At 57.5% G+C, this 17518-nt stretch carries 14 protein-coding genes; 8 read left to right on the top strand and 6 right to left on the bottom strand.

Translation table 11 applies throughout. The annotated features are described in order from the left end of the window. The first annotated feature begins 15 nt into the window (after positions 1–15). A complete protein-coding gene (gene can, locus R3F50_07545; protein MEZ5490158.1) occupies positions 16–645 on the top strand; it encodes a carbonate dehydratase in 630 nt (209 codons plus the stop codon). A 72-nt stretch (positions 646–717) separates the two neighbouring features. Here can and R3F50_07550 read toward each other — a convergent pair whose 3' ends face one another. Beyond that, positions 718–2856, bottom strand: coding sequence for a hypothetical protein (locus R3F50_07550; protein MEZ5490159.1), 2139 nt, complete (start codon positions 2854–2856; stop codon positions 718–720). 322 nt (positions 2857–3178) lie between these two features. Here R3F50_07550 and ftsH point away from each other — a divergent pair, with 322 nt between their 5' ends. Continuing rightward, positions 3179–5074, top strand: a complete 1896-nt coding sequence (gene ftsH / locus R3F50_07555; protein ID MEZ5490160.1) for an ATP-dependent zinc metalloprotease FtsH — start codon at positions 3179–3181, stop codon at positions 5072–5074. A 65-nt stretch (positions 5075–5139) separates the two neighbouring features. Here ftsH and R3F50_07560 read toward each other — a convergent pair whose 3' ends face one another. Next, a complete protein-coding gene (locus R3F50_07560) occupies positions 5140–5427 on the bottom strand; it encodes a ferritin-like domain-containing protein (protein ID MEZ5490161.1) in 288 nt (95 codons plus the stop codon). A gap of 335 nt (positions 5428–5762) precedes the next feature. Between R3F50_07560 and R3F50_07565 the strand changes: the two genes are divergently transcribed. Next, positions 5763–6341, top strand: coding sequence for a GNAT family N-acetyltransferase (locus R3F50_07565; GenBank protein MEZ5490162.1), 579 nt, complete (start codon positions 5763–5765; stop codon positions 6339–6341). Positions 6342–6452: 111 nt separating this feature from the next. Next, positions 6453–6617: a hypothetical protein gene (locus R3F50_07570; protein ID MEZ5490163.1), complete on the top strand. Its 165-nt coding sequence runs from the start codon at positions 6453–6455 to the stop codon at positions 6615–6617. On the opposite strand, the gene R3F50_07575 is transcribed toward R3F50_07570, so the two are convergent. Continuing rightward, positions 6607–7644 carry a hypothetical protein gene (locus R3F50_07575; protein MEZ5490164.1) on the bottom strand — a complete coding sequence of 346 codons (1038 nt, stop codon included), beginning with the start codon at positions 7642–7644 and terminating at the stop codon, positions 6607–6609. The two genes, R3F50_07570 and R3F50_07575, sit on opposite strands and share 11 nt — an antisense overlap. Positions 7645–7951: 307 nt before the next feature. Further along, the gene (locus R3F50_07580; protein MEZ5490165.1) at positions 7952–9106 is read right to left on the bottom strand and encodes an alpha-hydroxy acid oxidase; all 1155 of its coding nucleotides are present in this window, start codon (positions 9104–9106) and stop codon (positions 7952–7954) included. Between the two features lie 217 nt (positions 9107–9323). On the opposite strand from R3F50_07580, the gene R3F50_07585 reads away from it, so the two are divergent. The 4 genes from R3F50_07585 to R3F50_07600 all read left to right on the top strand — a co-directional run bounded on the left by R3F50_07585 (position 9324) and on the right by R3F50_07600 (position 15257). Beyond that, positions 9324–10088, top strand: a complete 765-nt coding sequence (locus R3F50_07585) for a methyltransferase domain-containing protein (GenBank protein ID MEZ5490166.1) — start codon at positions 9324–9326, stop codon at positions 10086–10088. Positions 10089–10133: 45 nt separating this feature from the next. Continuing rightward, positions 10134–10598: an NIPSNAP family protein gene (locus R3F50_07590; GenBank protein MEZ5490167.1), complete on the top strand. Its 465-nt coding sequence runs from the start codon at positions 10134–10136 to the stop codon at positions 10596–10598. Positions 10599–10946: 348 nt separating this feature from the next. Continuing rightward, entirely contained in the window at positions 10947–13922 is a 2976-nt protein-coding gene (locus R3F50_07595; protein MEZ5490168.1) for an amidohydrolase family protein, read from the top strand. 3 nt (positions 13923–13925) lie between these two features. Next, on the top strand, positions 13926–15257 hold the full coding sequence (locus tag R3F50_07600; GenBank protein ID MEZ5490169.1) for an amidohydrolase family protein: 1332 nt from the start codon (positions 13926–13928) through the stop codon (positions 15255–15257). 15 nt (positions 15258–15272) lie between these two features. Here the strand turns inward: R3F50_07600 and R3F50_07605 are convergent, their stop codons facing one another. Together R3F50_07605 and R3F50_07610 are read right to left on the bottom strand one after the other, a co-directional pair. Then, positions 15273–16646 carry an APC family permease gene (locus R3F50_07605; GenBank protein ID MEZ5490170.1) on the bottom strand — a complete coding sequence of 458 codons (1374 nt, stop codon included), beginning with the start codon at positions 16644–16646 and terminating at the stop codon, positions 15273–15275. A gap of 66 nt (positions 16647–16712) precedes the next feature. Beyond that, on the bottom strand, positions 16713–17387 hold the full coding sequence (locus R3F50_07610) for an alpha/beta hydrolase fold domain-containing protein (protein ID MEZ5490171.1): 675 nt from the start codon (positions 17385–17387) through the stop codon (positions 16713–16715). Positions 17388–17518: the final 131 nt, after the last annotated feature.

The following is a 17518-nucleotide window of genomic DNA, read 5'->3' on the forward strand; positions in this document are numbered from 1 at the left end:
GCGGCGAACGGCACTATGAGCGATCTGAATTTTCTGCTGGACCGGAACCGTAACTGGGCCGACGGCATAAAAGAGGCGGACCCTCAGTTCTTCAGGAAACTGTCCGAACAGCAGAGTCCGGAGTACCTCTGGATTGGCTGTTCCGACAGTCGCGTGCCCGCTAACCAGATAGTGGGCCTGCTGCCCGGCGAGGTGTTTGTTCACCGTAACATCGCCAACCTGGTCGTTCACACGGACCTGAACTGCCTGTCGGTCATTCAATACGCCGTCGAGGTGCTCAAGGTTAAGCATATTATCGTCTGTGGCCACTACGAGTGCGGCGGTGTCCGGGCGGCGCTGGAAAACAAGGACCACGGGCTTATCGACAACTGGCTACGGCATATCAAGGATATTTACCGCATTCATCAGGCGCAGCTGGAAGCGGCAGGTTCGGACCGGGAGCAACAGAATCTGCTGTGCGAGTGTAATGTGATTGAGCAGGTGGCCAACGTCTGTCACACCACGGTTTTACAGAATGCCTGGAAATCAGGCCAGCAGTTGACGGTGCATGGCTGGATCTACAGCGTTGGTGACGGCATCCTTAAAGATCTCGAAGTCAGCGTAACCGGCACAGAGGAGCTAGCGCGGATACACCGTCTCGACTGACAGCCCGTTGAACAACGCCGGTCAGATCTGATTGCAGCCTCTTCGCCAGTAGCGTTTGCAGCTGATCGGGTATCAGAATGTCGCTCTCACCTTAAACACGAAACGTGTGCCATTGGTTGTGCAATAGCGCTCAATTTCTCTCAGGTTGTCATCCCTCAGGTAGCCGAAATAACGCCTTCTTTCCCGGCAGTTCTCGTGGTCGAGCACGTTGTCTGCTTCAAAGCGGTAAGTCATGCCGGCAAAACCGACTTTCTCCACGAACAGGTTCAGGTTGCTGTTCGAGCCGATGTAGATGACGTTGTCGATATCGAAGAACGGTCGGTTACCATCGATGCCATCGAAGTAATTGAATCCATAGTTCAGATTGATGGATGGAATATCATGCCTGAACCCAAGACTTACCCGGCCCCGGTCATAAGGCACAACCTTCCTTTCCATGGCGATCATCGGATCATCGATAAACGAATCCTGCACCAGGAGACCTGCCGTAAGAACGGCCTGGGGAAGGTTTATTATGCCCAGGCGCAGGCTGGCATTGATATTCAGGCCATAGACTGTTCCGTCACCCACGTTGCCATTGGTTGTGGCCAGCCTGCCGGGGCTGCTGGAGATGTCGATACGATCAATGACATTGCTGATGTCGTAATAGAACAGCCGGGTGTTCAACACGCCTCCGTCAGCGGGCAGGCGATAGTCAATATTCAGGTCATAACGCCAGCTTTCTTCCGGCACCAGTTCAGGGTTGCCCGCCAGGGTGTCCTGATCTTCGTCCCGGTCGTTGGTGGCAGCAGAAAAATCGGAGAACCTTAACTGAGACACCTGCTTCTCCGCCGACATGCGCAGCTGAAGCGAGTTGCTGACATTGAACCGGAAATCCAGTTTGGGCTTGAGGAAATCGAATATCCTGGATTTAAAGTCATCGGCCCGCTGTTCAATTTCAGACTTTTCATAGAGCAGGCTGCTCTGCAGGGACATGCGCGTATTAATCTGCCAGTTATGGATTGCGAATCCCTCGAAGCGTAACTCCTCTACGGTGGATACGGCATTGGGAGGATCGGCAGGCACGAGCCCACCGTATTCCGGGAGGGGATCGCCGGGGATGCGCAGGCCAAGTTTGAGGCTGGAATCCTGGATAGTCTGGGCGCCCTCTATCCCCAGCTCCAGGTTCTGGCCTCCGGCAATGTCCCAGGCATAAGAGGTGCGGACGATCCTCTCCTGGTACTGGCTGCGGGTATCCAGGAACAGGTTTTTGATCTCTTCGTTATTAATGGCCGTGGATACATACCGTTGCCGATTAATGGCATTGTTCTTTTCGTTAACAATAAATAACAGCTTATAGCGTCCGCCGCCGTCGAAGTTGTGTTCGTAGTCGCCGCCGAATTCCCAGTTATCCGCGGTCGCGGGGAGTTCCTCCCGCTCGAATACAACGGGTCCCGGGTTTGGCTTCAGGTCGGTGATCACCCGGACCAGGCTGCTTGGTGGGTCGCTCTCCCCATACAGCACATTAAAAGCGATGCGGTCCGACGGTGTTGGCTGGTAGACCAGATTGGAATTAACAGATATGTTCTGCTGATCCCGGTAGCGGTCAAACGTTCTTGTTTCGTTCAGGGAGTGGTCGGACAGCAGGCTGAGTTCGTAACTTTCCAGCGCCTCATAGCTGGTCGCCAGGTTGGTACTGAAAAGGTAATTGAGCGGCCCGCGCTGGCCGCTGAGAGAAAAGGACCCCGTCGGCTCGACAGTACCGTCTTGAAAGTGAGTCATACCCAGTTCGCTGGAGTAAGCGATGGAGGACTGGGACTCAAACAGTACGATATTAACCAGTTGGCCGGCATTCTGTACATCGAGGTTGCCGGAGTTGCCGCGGATAATTTCGATATAGTTCACCTGATCCGCAGTAATCCGATCAAGCTGCGATCGCGCTTCATTGGACTTGCCGGCCAGGCGTTTGCCATTGATAAGTATCCGGTCGCTGCCACCCAGGCCCCGATCGTTGCCGCCCCTGAAATTACTGGCACTGTCTCCATCGAGCGCCAGGCCGATGCCCGGAATCCGGTTCAGCATGTCATTGACAGTAACCGGTGCGTACTGGGTAAAAAAACCCGCCGCATAGGTGACGGTGCCGTCGGGTGTATCCTGAGCCTGCAACGACAGGGTCTGGGACAGGCAAAAAAGCCCGCAGAGCAAGCGGAGGCGGGGGTATTTGAGTGCCATGGTTATTATTATTCTGGCCTTCCAGGCTGGCAGGTTAACCCCCTCTTTGGTCGGTGAGCAAGCGGTTAGTGAAGATTTTTTCTGGCGCGATTCTCCTGCCAGGGTGTCGCAGGCTCCAGTATCTGTTGCCCGGTGCCTCGATCTGGCGTTGATGCCGCTAAAATGGGGCTTCGCGTCTGCCCTGACCAGTGGACACTGCTGGGGAACCTGTTTATGCTCGTTTTACGGTTAAGTGGCCTCTGACTGATTCCCACAACGCGCTGTGGCGATAAATCAGAGGCTCCTCAAGTCTAAAGTCCGCCAAGCAGCAATGGCCTGAAGCATGCCAACACCAGAACAGCAGGACCACAAGCCGTCAGGCACACCACCGCCTGCCATCCCTCCCGGTATCCAGCGCTGGACCGACCTGTTCATTCTCACCCTGTTGTTTTTTGCGCTGATTACCTTCTTTGACCGGGGCGGGCAGGGGCAGGCGGACATTGCCTACTCGGAGTTCAAGGAGCGGCTGCGTAACGATGAGATTGCCAGCATCAACATGCGCGGTGACAGGATCGACGGTACCTACCGCTTTGCCGTGAATGATTTTACTGAGTTCACTACCACCTTCCCTCCTCTGGCTGACGATGATCTGTTTCCACTGTTGGAGGAAATGGACGTGGAGGTTCGGGTCAGCTCCGAACAGCAGTCCATGTGGACCCTGCTGTTGATAAACCTGCTTCCGTGGTTGTTGTTGATCGGCATTTTTATGCTTGGAACCCGGGCGATGCGGGCTGGCGGCAAGGGCTATCCTGGCGGCGGTGTGTTCAGTTTCACCAAGTCCAAGGCGCGCATGACCCGTGGTGAGAATATCAAGTTAAGTTACGATGACATTGCCGGCCTTAAGCACGCCAAGGATGACCTGGCCGAGGTTATCGACTTTCTGAAGAACCCGGACAAGTATCGGCGCATTGGTGCAAAAATTCCCAAGGGCATACTGCTGATAGGTCCGCCCGGCACCGGCAAGACACTCCTCGCCAGAGCGACAGCGGCAGAGGCAGGTGTCCCCTTTTTCAGTATTACGGGCTCCGAGTTCGTGGAGATGTTCGTCGGTGTCGGTGCGTCCCGCGTCCGGGATATGTACAAGCAGGCCCGTGAAGTGGCACCGGCCCTCATTTTCATCGACGAGATTGACTCGGTGGGACGCGCCCGCAGCAGTGCCGCGGGGCTGGGCAATGATGAGCGGGAACAGACTCTGAATCAGATTCTCGCCGAGATGGACGGCTTTACCGGCGATGAAGCCATTGTGGTCATTGCTGCCACCAACCGGCCGGACGTACTCGATACGGCCCTTACCCGCCCCGGGCGTTTCGATCGCAAGGTAGTGCTGGACTTGCCCCAGCGTCAGGCGCGGCTCGATATTCTGAAAGTCCATGCCAGCAAAGTCATCATGGCGGAAGACGTGGATCTGGACAGGATTGCAGCCGGCACGGTAGGTTTTTCCGGCGCAGACCTGGCGAACCTGATTAACGAGGCCGCGTTGCTGGCGGCCCGGGAAGGGAAGGAGCGGGTAGACAACAGCTACCTGGAGCGTGCCCGTGACAAGGTGATTCTCGGGGAGAAACGGGAATCTCTACTGACCGAGGATGAGCGCAAGCGCACTGCTTACCACGAGGCCGGTCACGCCCTGACAGCCTATTACATGCCTTATGCCGATGCGCTGCGCAAGGTCAGTATCATTCCGCGGGGGTTGTCTCTGGGCTTTACTGAGCAGACCCCGAAAGAGGACAAGGTCAATTACGGGCAGCACTACCTGGAGGACCGGATATCCATCATGCTGGGTGGGCGCAGTGCGGAAAAGCTGGTGTTCGATGAAGTCAGTTCCGGTGCTGCCAATGACCTGCAGCAGGCGACCACGCTGGCTCGTCACATGGTTACAGAGTGGGGAATGAACGAGGGTCTTGGCCCCCTGAGCTTCCAGCACCCGGACCAGACCTTTCCCGGCCAGGAACTGGTGCTGCGTAAGGATTACAGCGAGCATACCGCAGAGTTGATCGACGAGGAGGTGAGCAGGCTGGTCCGTGATAACGAGCTGCGCGCCTTCGATACCCTGCAGGCCCACCGGGAAGAGCTGGATGCCATTGCCGCGGCCCTGCAGGAGAAAGAAACCCTGACCGATGAAGATGTCCGACAGATGCTGGCGCCCTTCAAGAAGAAAGCCGCTGCGGCTCCTGTCAGTTAGTTCGATCAGCGGGCCGGGTGCCCGGTCTGGCCAGCGCAAAGATCCAGGGGGCGACGAAGCCTCCGCTATTTATGGGCAATAGGCTTGTCGGTAAACAGATAGTCTTTAAGTTCCTTGTCGAAGCGTGGGCTGCGACGGCGTATCCACTCCAGCACCATGGCCGCGTGCTCCATCTCCTCGTCGCGATTGTGGGCGAGAATGGCCCGTAACTCGTCATCCTTGCAGGCATCTACCCGCTGGTTGTACCAGTCCACGGCTTCCAGTTCTTCCATCAGCGAGGTAATGGCCCGGTGCATGTCGCGGGTAGCATCTGACAGTTCCTCAATGGGTTCGTGATAGCCTTCATTTGCCATTGTTTTCTCCTTGTTGATGGCATCACGGCAGTGATACCTAAATTTACCCGCTCACTGCATAAATTCTTGGCCCGGGACCGCTTCGCTGCTTCCCTAGCAGCATTTCCAGCGCCGTACTCGATTTTTCTGGATATCACGTAGAATGACTACGCTCAATCCATAAAAATCTCCAAGCGACGCTGGAAATACCACTCTGAAAGCTCCTGACCTCAACAATTTATGCAATGATCGGGTTTATCAGTATTGCATCTTGGAATTCAGCAGGTGGAAGTCTACCATCCTGGCAGTCAGCAAAACATCCCGGCAAGGCGCCTGAGCCCTGACGATGGATACGCATGTTACAGCAACCGGATCTTATAACCACACGCCTGCGACTGAGGCCTTTCCAGCTTGAGGACGGGCCCGTCGTGCAGCGCCTGGCCGGTGCCTGGGAGATCGCCGACACCACGGCGAACATTCCCCATCCTTACGAGGACGGTATGGCGGAGTCCTGGATTGCCGGCCACGCCGATGCTTTCAAGACTGGTGAGCAGGTCACTTTTGCCATCACGCTGCATGCCAGCGATCAGCCGCTGGGCGCCATCGGGCTGATGCTGGAGAGCGGATACCTGGGTGAGCTGGGCTACTGGATAGGGCTGCCCTATTGGGGGCAGGGATTCTGCACCGAGGCCGGCCGTTCGGTGGTAGAGTACGCTTTTGGCGAGCTGGGTCTGCAACGGGTCTTTGCCCGCGCGCTGCGGCGGAATCAGGCGTCGCAGCGGGTGCTGCAGAAGTTAGGCATGCGTCATGAAGGTACCTTGCGCCAGCAACTGCTTAAATGGGGCAAACCTGAAGACGTCGATCTGTTTGGCGTGCTTAAGTCTGAACACAGGCCGGCCGGTGATGGTTTTCCAGGACTACCGCCCGGCAAGTGAGTCTGGAGGCAGCCCTCGGAAGAACTGCAGAACCTGGCCTCGCGCATTGATACCACGGCCATCGATGATCCCCGCCTGCGTGAGCAGCTTGATCAGCTGAACCAGCGCCTGATGGGGCTGAATCAGCTGGTGGAAAGCACGACATCCAACACCGACAAGGTGGCGACTCTGTCACAGACCGTACAGGACGACTTTGTGCGGTTGAAATCCCGATCAGACGGCAGCATTGACAGTGTGCCGGACCTGCTGCTGGGCAGCGCCCGTCTCAGTCAGTGATGCCGAATTCTTCGTAGACTTCCAATGTACGGGCACCAGCCAATGACCCCGGCATGGAGTAGTTGCCCTCGTGGCAGCCGTATTCATAGAGTCCATCGTCGGTGGCGTAGAAGCTCAGTTCGGCAGTCCAGGGCTGGCGGTACAGATTACTGTCTTCAACGCTGAACTGGTACAGCATTTCAGCATCGGAATAGCGGCTGAAGCGTTCGATAATACGCCCCTGCTTGGTAATGGACACCGTGCTCTGGCTGAGCTGCTGCGGGTTGATGTTAACGGTTTCCACCACCAGCTCGTTGCCTTCGTACCAGCCAACAGAATCCCCGAACCAGGGCTCGTGAACGGCTGGCCGGCGATTGGCCCGCGCCTCAGCGGGGGTATCAAAAACTGGAATGATACGCGCGTCGTGGACCATCTCAACGAGGATGGTTACGTACTTGTCGGTCTGCACAAACTGATAGGTATTGTTGTAGAGCGCTCCCATCATGCCGGGCCCGGCTTTATTCCCGAACCCCAGCAGGCAACGCTCTGAATTCGGGAACGCCTCCGGCCCGCGGAAGTCCGCGACACCGGTGGCATAGCGGGAGCCGAAACTGGCGCGTTCGAAGTCGAAACGGGGATTGTCCAGCCAGGGTACGCGGCCGTTGGCGGGTTCGATGATGTAAGAGGTCCGGAATTCGCCCTTGACCTGGGCCAGATTGGAGCCGGGATCCACCCAGAAATTGTTGTAAGCCCTGACACCAAAATCTGACGCCCCTTCATCGGGGATGTCATTGATTCCGTCGCCTTCGTCCAGGCCTCCTTCAATGCCCGCGATGGGAGTGCTGGCTGCTATTACCCGGGCCTCCTCGGCAGACACCACCAGTGTCTCGACACCTGCGGGGCGCTGCAGGCTGGTTAAGGATGCATTGGTCCAGATCCCTTCAAGATCAGGGCGCCCGGCGTCCTGGGCCTGGGCCGGGAGCGCAAAAACTGCGAGACCGAGCGCAAACCAGCAGGCTTTTTGTATATCAGGTTGAGTTGGTCCCATGACAGGGTGCTCCTTATTTTTATTGGTTTACGAGTATTGACGGGGAACGCCTATTCATACCCTGTACAGACTACGCGCAAACATCGCTATTCTCAACTGTCGGTTCTGGTAAGCCAGCCTGCTTTGTCAGGGACACTATGGGGCGGCACGCGGGACTATTCCCGACGCCAGTGAGCCTGGTGGATACCCGCGAAACCCGCCCGACAATGGGTGCTGAGCGCAGCAGGCAGCCCGGCTGCAGGGGAAACACACGACGATTCCTGATACGCAGGGTGTCCTGCAAAGCAGTTTGAAATGCGACCGGAGGCTATCGGAAACGCAACATGGAGCGATTCAGTTGAGCCACGCTTGTCACGCCCATCAGCTTCATGTCCCTTTCGATTTCCAGCTTCAGGTTGTTCAATGCCCGCTCCACGCCGGGCTGCCCGGCGGCAGCGAGGGCATACAGATAGAGCCGGCCGCCGGAGCAGGCCCTGGCGCCCGCCGCCAGGGCTTTGATCACATGAGTGCCGCGGCGAATGCCACCATCGAGTATGACATCGATCTGGTCACCGACAGCATCGCTGATCTCGGCAATCTGGTCGAAGGGTGACCTGGAGCCATCCAGCTGACGACCGCCGTGATTGGAGATCATTATGGCATCGGCCCCGATGTCGACCGCTTTGCGGGCGTCCTCCACACTCATGATGCCTTTGAGGCAGAAAGGTCCTCCCCACCTGGTTTTCAGCGCCTCAGCGTCACTCCAGCTCATGGTCTGATCCAGCATCGAGGCGAAATAGTCACCGATTGAAACAGCGACATTGGAGCCCTGCTGAACAAAGTCCTTCAGCTCTGCCAGTTCAAATGACTCACCAAAAAAGTAGTCGAAAGTCCAGCCCGGATGGGTAGCAAAACTCATCAGGCTGCGCAAAGTCAGTCTGGGCGGGGAAGTAAACCCGGTGTAAAGATCCCGCTCCCGGTTGCCCCCGGTAATAGTGTCCACGGTCAGGGCCAGGGCATTGAATCCCGCCGCCTGGGCCCGTTCGACCATGGCGTCATTGAGGCCACGATCCTTGTGAAAGTAGAACTGGAACATTTTTGGCGTGGAGATCATTTCGCCAATTTCTTTCAGCGCAACAGTACCCAGAGCCGACACGCCGAACATGGTGCCGAATTTTTCTGCCGCCCGCGCCACCGCCCGCTCGCCATCGCGATGAAACAGCCGTTGCAGGGCGGTAGGTGAACAGAACACCGGCATCTGCAGTTTCTGCCCCATGACAGTAACTGACATGTCCACTTCTTCTACCCCTGCCAGTACCCGGGGGACCAGGTCGCACTCCTCGAAGGCGCTGGTGTTACGCCGATAGGTCACTTCGTCGTCCGCTGCACCGTCAATGTAGTGGAAGATCGGACCAGGGAGACGCTGTTTTGCCAGAAGGCGCAGGTCATGAACATTGTGGCAGTTGTTGAGGCGTCGGAACATGTTGGCTGTCCTGCTGAAAAATAGAATCAAGTCTAGCGCTAATCCGGCAGGGAGGAAAACATTCTGGAGAACCGGGTTCCCAAGCCTGATCGACGGCAAAACGGCGCTCACCTGGGTTGAATCTACCTATCGGACCTGCGTCAGGCGTGGTGTTCCTCAGCTTTTACCCCTACACTTAGGGGCCCTGCCTATTAATAACAAACGTTGGGACAAGTAAATGAACACAATCAAGAAACTCTTTATACCCCTGGTCGGTGTCGGATTACTGGCAGCCAGCCTGGGACTGAATGCCCAGCCCGCTACCGCCGACCTGGTCGGCAATGCCCTGATCCATGGTGATCGACCAGCAGCCGACGCTGCGGACGACGCACGACGCATGCCCCTCGAAGTATTGGCATTTGCCGGGCTGCAGCCGGGCATGACAGTCTTCGAATTGGAAGCGGGCGGAGGTTACTACACGGAGATCATGAGTCGTGCAGTAGGGCCTGCCGGAGCGGTAATCATGCACAATCCACCGTCGTTCGACAGTTTTCTCGGTGATTCCGTTGCCCAGCGCGTGGCAAACGACCGGCTGCCCAACGTGCGCGTGACCCGGACCAATTTTGATGTGCTGGAAGCGCCGGATAATTCCGTCGACATGGTGACCTGGATTCTGGGACCTCACGAACTGGGCTATGCCCCCGATGGAGAATCCCTGGGCGATGCGGAAACCGCGTTTGCCGAAATCAGCCGTGTCCTGAAACCCGGTGGGCTGTTCCTGGCCATTGACCATATCGGCCCGCCGGGCTCAGGTGTGGAAGTGGGTGGTACCCTGCACCGAATCCGTGAAGAGGTGGTGACCGGCTACGCTGCAGCCGTGGGGCTGGAGATGGTGCGTAACTCAAATCTGCACAGGAACGACGCAGACCCCCTGGATAACAGTGTTTTTGACCCATCGATACAGGGTCAGACCAGCAAGTTCGTGGCGTTATATCGAAAATAAGAAATTATCTGAATTACCTGTTAACAATATGCGAAGGAGATAATAATGAAAAACCTTTTAGTGGCCTTGATACCAACTCTATTGCTTGCCTTTGGCAGTGCTGCCTCTGCCCAGCAGGCGCCGGCTCCCTGCGGTCCTGCCGGCCAGCTGCCCGCCGATTTAGCCGCGGACGTGGCGGAGGATGCACGCTGTTTCGAGCTGCGCATGTACACCGCACAGCCAGACGAAAATGGCAATCATGGCATCGGTGAGCTGCATCAGCGTTTTCGTGAGCAGGAAGTGGGTATTTTTGAACGCCTGGGCGCTGAAGTAATCGCCGTCTGGCAACGGCTGGACGATCCCAACACCCTGGTGTGGATGCTGGCCTATCGTGACCGCGCCCACCGCACCGAAGTCTGGGATGCATTCCGTACCGATGCGGAGTGGTTGGCGCTGCGCGAGAAGTACCCGGTTCAGGTGTCTGCTGAAGTCTACATGATGAGCAACACCGATTATTCAAACCTGAAGTAGTCCGAAAATCGCGAGCTGCGGGGCACAGTCTGACTGCTGCCCCTTGCGAGCGTCTGCCATACAGGTCAGCGCAATCTCGGTTATGTAACAGTTTCTACCTGCAGTCCAATTGAGTTTTCCTGTCAGACATCGTTTCGCTATTACAGAGCCGGGCAGGGTGGCAGTTCATTTTGAGCGCACTAACCTCTGCAACGGGAACCGGCAGGCTCGCACAGAGCGCCGCGGTAATAGACCAAAGGTTCCTTAATCACAGATTTTCCTTCACAGAGGGTTGATTATAAGGAGATCGCTTTTCAGAGGCTCCTTGACAAAAGACCCTTCAGCTTTCCAGATGAGGCCGAATTAACGATGAATTCTCTTCCAATTGCCGGATTGCCAGGCAGGAAACAGCGTCTGGCCATCGTAGTCAGCGTCGCCACCGGGCTGATTTCGGCCGCTCTCGGGGCTTATGGGCAGGACAATTTCACTCCCAACGGCGTTGCCGATAATCGCCGCGATGCCTTCGCGATCACCAATGCGCGTATTTACCAGTCTGGTGGCAACATTCTTGAGAACGGTATGCTGCTGGTCAGTGAAGGGAAAATTGACCAGGTGGGTGTTGATGGTGCAGTACCTTCCGGCTATTTCGAAATCGATGTGGCGGGTCGCTATGTGTATCCGGGGCTGATCGATATCTATACGGATTACGGGCTGCCGGCGCCGGACCGCGCTCAGGATAGCAACGGGGCGGCGGAAAATCTGTTCGCCACCGAGCAGGCGTTTTACGTTAACGACGCGATCAAGTCCCAGTTCCGCGCCAGCATGGTTTTCAGTCCCGATGAAGAGAGGCGACAGGCACTGCGTGAGATGGGTTTTTCCACCGTGCTCAGTTTTCGCAGTGACGGCATCGCCCGCGGCACTTCATCGTTGGTTACGCTGGGTGACGAGAGAGCCAACCAGTCGGTGATCGTTCCCGATGCGGCTACCCACTACTCGCTGGACAAGGGCACCTCTGTGCAATCAGTGCCGGGATCGCTGATGGGGGCGATGGCGTTGCTGCGACAGACCTATCTGGATACGGAATGGTTCGCGGCACAGAGCCCCAGGCCTTTCACGGATGAATCGCTGGAAGCGCTGATTCGAAACCGGTCCCTGCCGCAGATTATGGAGGTGGATAACTGGCAGCTGGCCTTGACCATGGACCGGATCGGGGATGAGTTCTCGACTCAGTACATTCTCAAGACAGCCGGTGACAGTTACCAGCAGCTTGACCTGGTCCGGGCAACCGGTGCTTCCCTTATCGTGCCGATTGATTTTCCTGAGGCGCCTGCTGTTGAAGATGCGGTAGAAAGCGACGAAGTCTCTCTGGCTGATCTCAAGCACTGGGAGCTGGCGCCTTATAACCCGGCCAGACTTGCAGAGGCTGGAATACGTTTTGCGATTACCAGTCATGGAGCCGGGGAAGAATTCTGGTCGAATCTGCGCGAGGCGGTAGAAAAAGGCTTGTCTGAATCCGCGGCGGTGGAGGCAGTTACCCTGCATCCCGCCCGCCTACTTGGCGTCGAGGACCGTGTCGGGCAATTGATCCCTGGTGCACTGGCCAATTTCCTTATCACCTCGGGTCCCTTGATGGATGATGGCACCGTGCTGCTGGAGAACTGGATTCAGGGCCAGCGCTATCCCCTGGATGTCGACAAGTCGGACCGCTCAGGGCAGTATCGGCTGGCCGTTGGTGATCGCGTGTCGACCATGGAACTGTCCTTCCGGAATGGTGAGGCCAATGCCAGCCTGACCGAATCTGACACCGTGGTCGACATCGAAGTCGATGACGAGTTCATCTCCCTTAACTATGTCAGTGACGACAACGGCAACAAGACGCGACTCGCCGGCTGGCCGGACGGTGACGGTTGGCGCGGAAACGGCAACCTGCCCGGCGGTGCGTCCGTCAGCTGGTCGCTGTCCCGACTCGGAGACGTGGCCGTCGAGGAAGAGCGGGTAGCATCAGACAGTCTGGAAGACAGCCCTGGTGCAGTGATCTATCCCTTTGTGGCTTACGGGCGGGAATCCCTGCCGGCGCAACAGGACATGGTGATCAGAAACGCCACGGTCTGGACTAATGAAGCGGCCGGAATCGTGGTTACCGACGTGCTTGTCGAAGGAGGCAGAATCAGCGCGGTGGGGCCCGATCTGGCAGCGGGCAATGTGCTGGAGGTCGATGGCACCGGCAAGCATCTGACGCCGGGCATCATCGACGAACATTCCCATATCGCCCTTTTCAATATCAATGAACGGGCCACCAACTCCGGCATGGTGCGCATGCCGGACGTGGTGAACTCCGAAAATATCAATATCTACCGCAACCTGGCCGGCGGTGTGGTTGCCGCCCAGCTATTGCACGGGTCCGCCAACCCCATTGGCGGACAGTCCGCGCTGATCAAGATGCGCTGGGGCAGGCCGCCGCAGGAACTGCTGATCGAAAATGCCCCCAGGTTTATCAAGTTCGCCCTGGGAGAAAACGTCAAGCGCAGCAGCAACCCGGCGTCGGTCCGCTACCCGCAGACGCGCATGGGTGTGGAACAGGTCTTCGTTGATGCGTTCACCAATGCGCGAGCCTACGAAAAGGCCTGGAACGATTACAACAGCCTTTCCGGTGTGGCGCGCCGCAATACGCCAAGACCCCGCAGGGACCTGGTCCATGAAACCATGCTCGAGATATTGAATGGGGAACGTTATGTGACCGCCCATTCCTATGTGCAGTCGGAAATCAATATGCTGATGCAGGTGGCCGACAGTTTCGATTTCAATATCAATACCTTCACCCATATCCTCGAAGGTTACAAGGTAGCTGACAAAATGGCGCTGCATGGTGCCGGAGGTTCCACTTTCTCTGATTGGTGGGGATACAAATGGGAAGTACGCTATGCGATACCTTATAACGCCGCTCTCATGCAGCAGGCCGGCGTGGTAGTGGCAATCAACTCGGATGACGCAGAGATGTCCCGGCGCCTGAATCAGGAAGCCGCCAAGGCGGTCAAGTACGGGGGTGTCAGCGAGGTGGATGCGATGAAAATGATCACGCTGAATCCCGCCAGGCTCCTCCACCTCGATGATCGCATGGGGAGCATCAGGGTTGGTAAGGATGCGGACCTGGTGCTGTGGTCCGATCACCCCTTGTCGGTTTACGCGGTAGCGGAAACGACCTGGGTGGACGGTATCCCCTACTTTGACCTGGAGTCTGACCAGCAATTACGCACTGAAATCGCCGCCGAACGGGCCAGGCTGATCGCCAGGATAACCCGGGACAGCGCGGCGAACGGCAATGACAGCAGTGAAGAGGAGGAGTAGGGCATGAACTGGATAAACAGGTCGAGAGCTGTTTCCTCATTGCGCCGTCTGGTTGTGACGGTTTGCCTGGTCTTCAGCAGTCTGGCCGGGGCGGTAGTACCCGTTCCGGCGGCGGACCAGAGTGAACCCATCGCTGTGGTTGGCGCCATCATTCATGTTGGTGATGGTACGATTATTGGTGACGGAGTGATTACTTTCGATGACGGTATCATCACCTCAGTCGGCCAGGCGGCGGACAGGATTAATCTCGCCGGGCACCGGATCATCGATCTGCAAGGGCAGCACGTCTATCCGGGATTCGTCCTGCCCAACACCGTCCTGGGGCTTGAAGAGGTCGGCAGCGTACGCGCTACGCAGGATGTTGTAGAAGAGGGCGACATCAATGCCAGTGTCAGATCGGCGATTGCCTACAACACCGATTCCGAGTTCATTCCCACGCAACGATTCAATGGCATCCTCACAGCCCAGATCACTCCGGAAGGCGGGCTTGTTTCCGGCTATTCATCAGTAATGAAGCTGGACGGCTGGAACTGGGAGGACGCCCTGCTGCAGGAGGATGATGGCTTACATTTACGCTGGCCGAGTCTTCGGATTCGGGAGCGCGACGAGGAGACCGGCGAGCTGGAAACGATAGACAATCCAGAATATGAAGGCGCCGTTCAGGTTCTGAATTCGCTGTTCCAGAATGGTGTGGCCTACACCGGTGAACCGGCCAACCTGAATCTGCGTGCCCTGCAGCTTGTTCTCAATGGCGCTGCCCGACTCTACCTTCATGCCGACGAGGCACGGGAGATCATCAGCGCCGTGCGCTTCGCCCGCCGTTACGGCGTCTCTGATATCGTGCTCGTCGGAGGGCGTCGGGCGCTGCTGGTCAAGGATCTGCTGCTTGAGGAAGCGGTGCCGGTCCTCTACGAGGAGATTCATGCGCTGCCGGAAAATACCTGGAGTGACGTTAACGAGTCGTTCCGGATGCCGTTTCTGCTTCATGATGCCGGGCTCAAAGTCGGCATCGGTGGCGGCGGCACATCCCTGGACAGGCAGCGCAACCTGCCGTTTTTCGCCGGCACGGCGGCGGCCTACGGTCTGGACAGGGAAACCGCCTTGTCGATGATCACGCGCAATAATGCCGAGATACTTGGTGTTGCCGAACGGGTCGGGACGCTTGTGGTGGGCAAGGACGCAACTTTGATAGTTTCCACGGGAGATGCCCTCGACATGCGTACCAGCAATGTCATCCTGGCCTTTATTCAGGGGCGGGAAATCGACTTGTACGGCACTCAGCAGGAGCTGTATGAGAGGTATCAGGAACGCTACTCGCAGCCCCGCAGAGACTGAACCGGTAGCGGCGGCTCAGAAACGGTTTTTCAGGCCGAACAGAACTCCGCCGAGGATAACCCAGAACAGGATGATGCCCCATTCCTGGGGCCAGACCAGTGCCGACGGGCTACCCGGCAGGTACAGGAAAATCAGCCCAATGGACAGCAGCAGTGCCGCATAGCCGGTGAGTGTGCCGTATGGCGCCCGATAAGGTCGTTCCAGCTCCGGTTCGTTTTTCCGCAGCGCCAGGAACGACCAGGCTACGAAAGTATAAGCAACAACGATACCCAGTCCGCCGGCATTTACCAGCCATACCAGGGCCGGCCGGCCGAACAAGGGGCTGATCAGTGACAGGGCGCCGGCCAGCAGGATAGCGTTTACCGGCGTCCGGTATTTCGGATGCACTTTACCCAGAAACTGCGGCAGCATGTTGGCGTGGGCCATGGCGTAGATGGCCCGGCTGGCGCCGACAATGAGTGCATTCCAGGTGGTCAGGATGCCGGCCAGACCGGTCAGCAACAGGACAGTGCCGCCAACCCTGCCGTAGATCAGGGCATTGGCTTCGGCCGTGACCACGTCAGTGTCACCGAGGCTTCCGCTATCCATCACCAGACCGACGCCGAGAATAATCAGGCTGTACCAGGCGATCGCCATGAGAATGGACAGTACCAGCGCGGTACCGATGTCATGGAACGGTAAGTCAATTTCTTCGGCTGCCTGGGGGATAATGTCGAAGCCTACAAACATGAAGGGCACCATGACCAGCACCAGCGTGATGCCGCTGACACCATCGGTGAACAGGGGCTGAAGATTGTCAGGGCTGCCGCTGAATGCCGATCCTCCGATAAAAAGAGCGCCAACCAGAAGCATCAATGCGACGACGACGGTCTGCGCGATAGCGACCATCTTGACGCCGATGCTATTCAGGGTGGTCATCACCACCGCCCCGACCACGCCGGTCAAGACCCAGGACAGGTAAACATCCCACCCGGCGATGGTCCACAGATAGCCGCGGTCAAGCCCCGGAACCAGAGAACTCAGGACGGTAGGCAATGCCACGGCTTCGAACGCAATGACCGACACATAGCCCAGAATGATTGCCCAGGTACACACAAACGAGGCGCTGTTACCCAGGGCCCGCTGGCTGTAAACATGCTCCCCGCCGGCAAAGGGCAGCGCTGAGGCCAGCTCCGCGTAGGTGAGCCCTACGATCGCTATGGCGCCGCCGCCGATCAGGAAAGCCAGGATGGCCCCAAGGGTACCGGCAGAGAGTATCCAGGTGCCGGTCAGTACTACCCAGCTCCAGCCGACCATGGCACCAAAGGCCAGGGCAATGACGTCCCGACGGCCCAGGACGCGAAGAAAGCTGGATTTCTCTGAGGCGTGATCTTTATTGTTTTCACTCATGGCTGTTTTGTCGTTATTTTCAGAAACCCGGGCGGGCGGGGAGCCCAAACTCCGCGGGCTGGCGAATCAGCGTCCGGGCTCTTCGAGATAGCCCAGCCTGACCAGGAAGCCGTCCATCTGCTCCACCGTCGGAAGGTACCAGCGGTCGTTCTCCACACCCTTGTTGAAGAAACCATGTTCTGCCTCTTCGTAGCCGATTGACGTGCAATCTCCGGCCAGGCGGGTCAACTTGTCGCAGAAATCCTGGACATCGCTGTATGGCACTGTGGTATCTCCATAACCATGCTGGATCAATGTGGGGACGAAATCGCCGCCAGCCTGATGATAGGGAGACAGGGCTTCAGCATCACCCGGGAACTGGCGGGGCCGGGAGTCACCGATCTTGCCTGTATTGACTGCCGGATTAAACAGCACCAGGGCATTGGGTCTCGAGCTGACGGAAAGATTTTCACCGGGTGCTTCGAAACCCTGCAGCGCCGCGGCAGCCGCTGCCAGATGGCCGCCAGCGGAACCCCCCGCCGCGGCGATGCGATTCGGGTCGATGCCCAGGTCGCCGGCATGGCTGCGCACCCAGCGGATAGCCGATTTGGCGTCAGCCACCGCCGCTGCAACGTTGCTGCCATGACGAAACAACACCCGATAATCGGCAACGATCGCGACCATGCCCAGATTGGCTAAATGCTCAGCGTGTGGCACAAATTGTTGCACCGAACCCTGTCTCCAGCCGCCGCCGAAGAAAATATTATGGCGGCTCTGGGTTCGACGCTGTCGCTGTGGGGCTGAAAAACATGCAGGCGCAAGGTGACACCATCCACCGACTTATACGTGTGGCTGCCAGCACCACTCAGAAAATCTGGATTGGGGACAAGCTG

The sequence above is a fragment of the Gammaproteobacteria bacterium genome, from assembly GCA_041395725.1.
In the GTDB taxonomy this organism is placed as follows: Bacteria; Pseudomonadota; Gammaproteobacteria; order Pseudomonadales; family Pseudohongiellaceae; genus NORP240.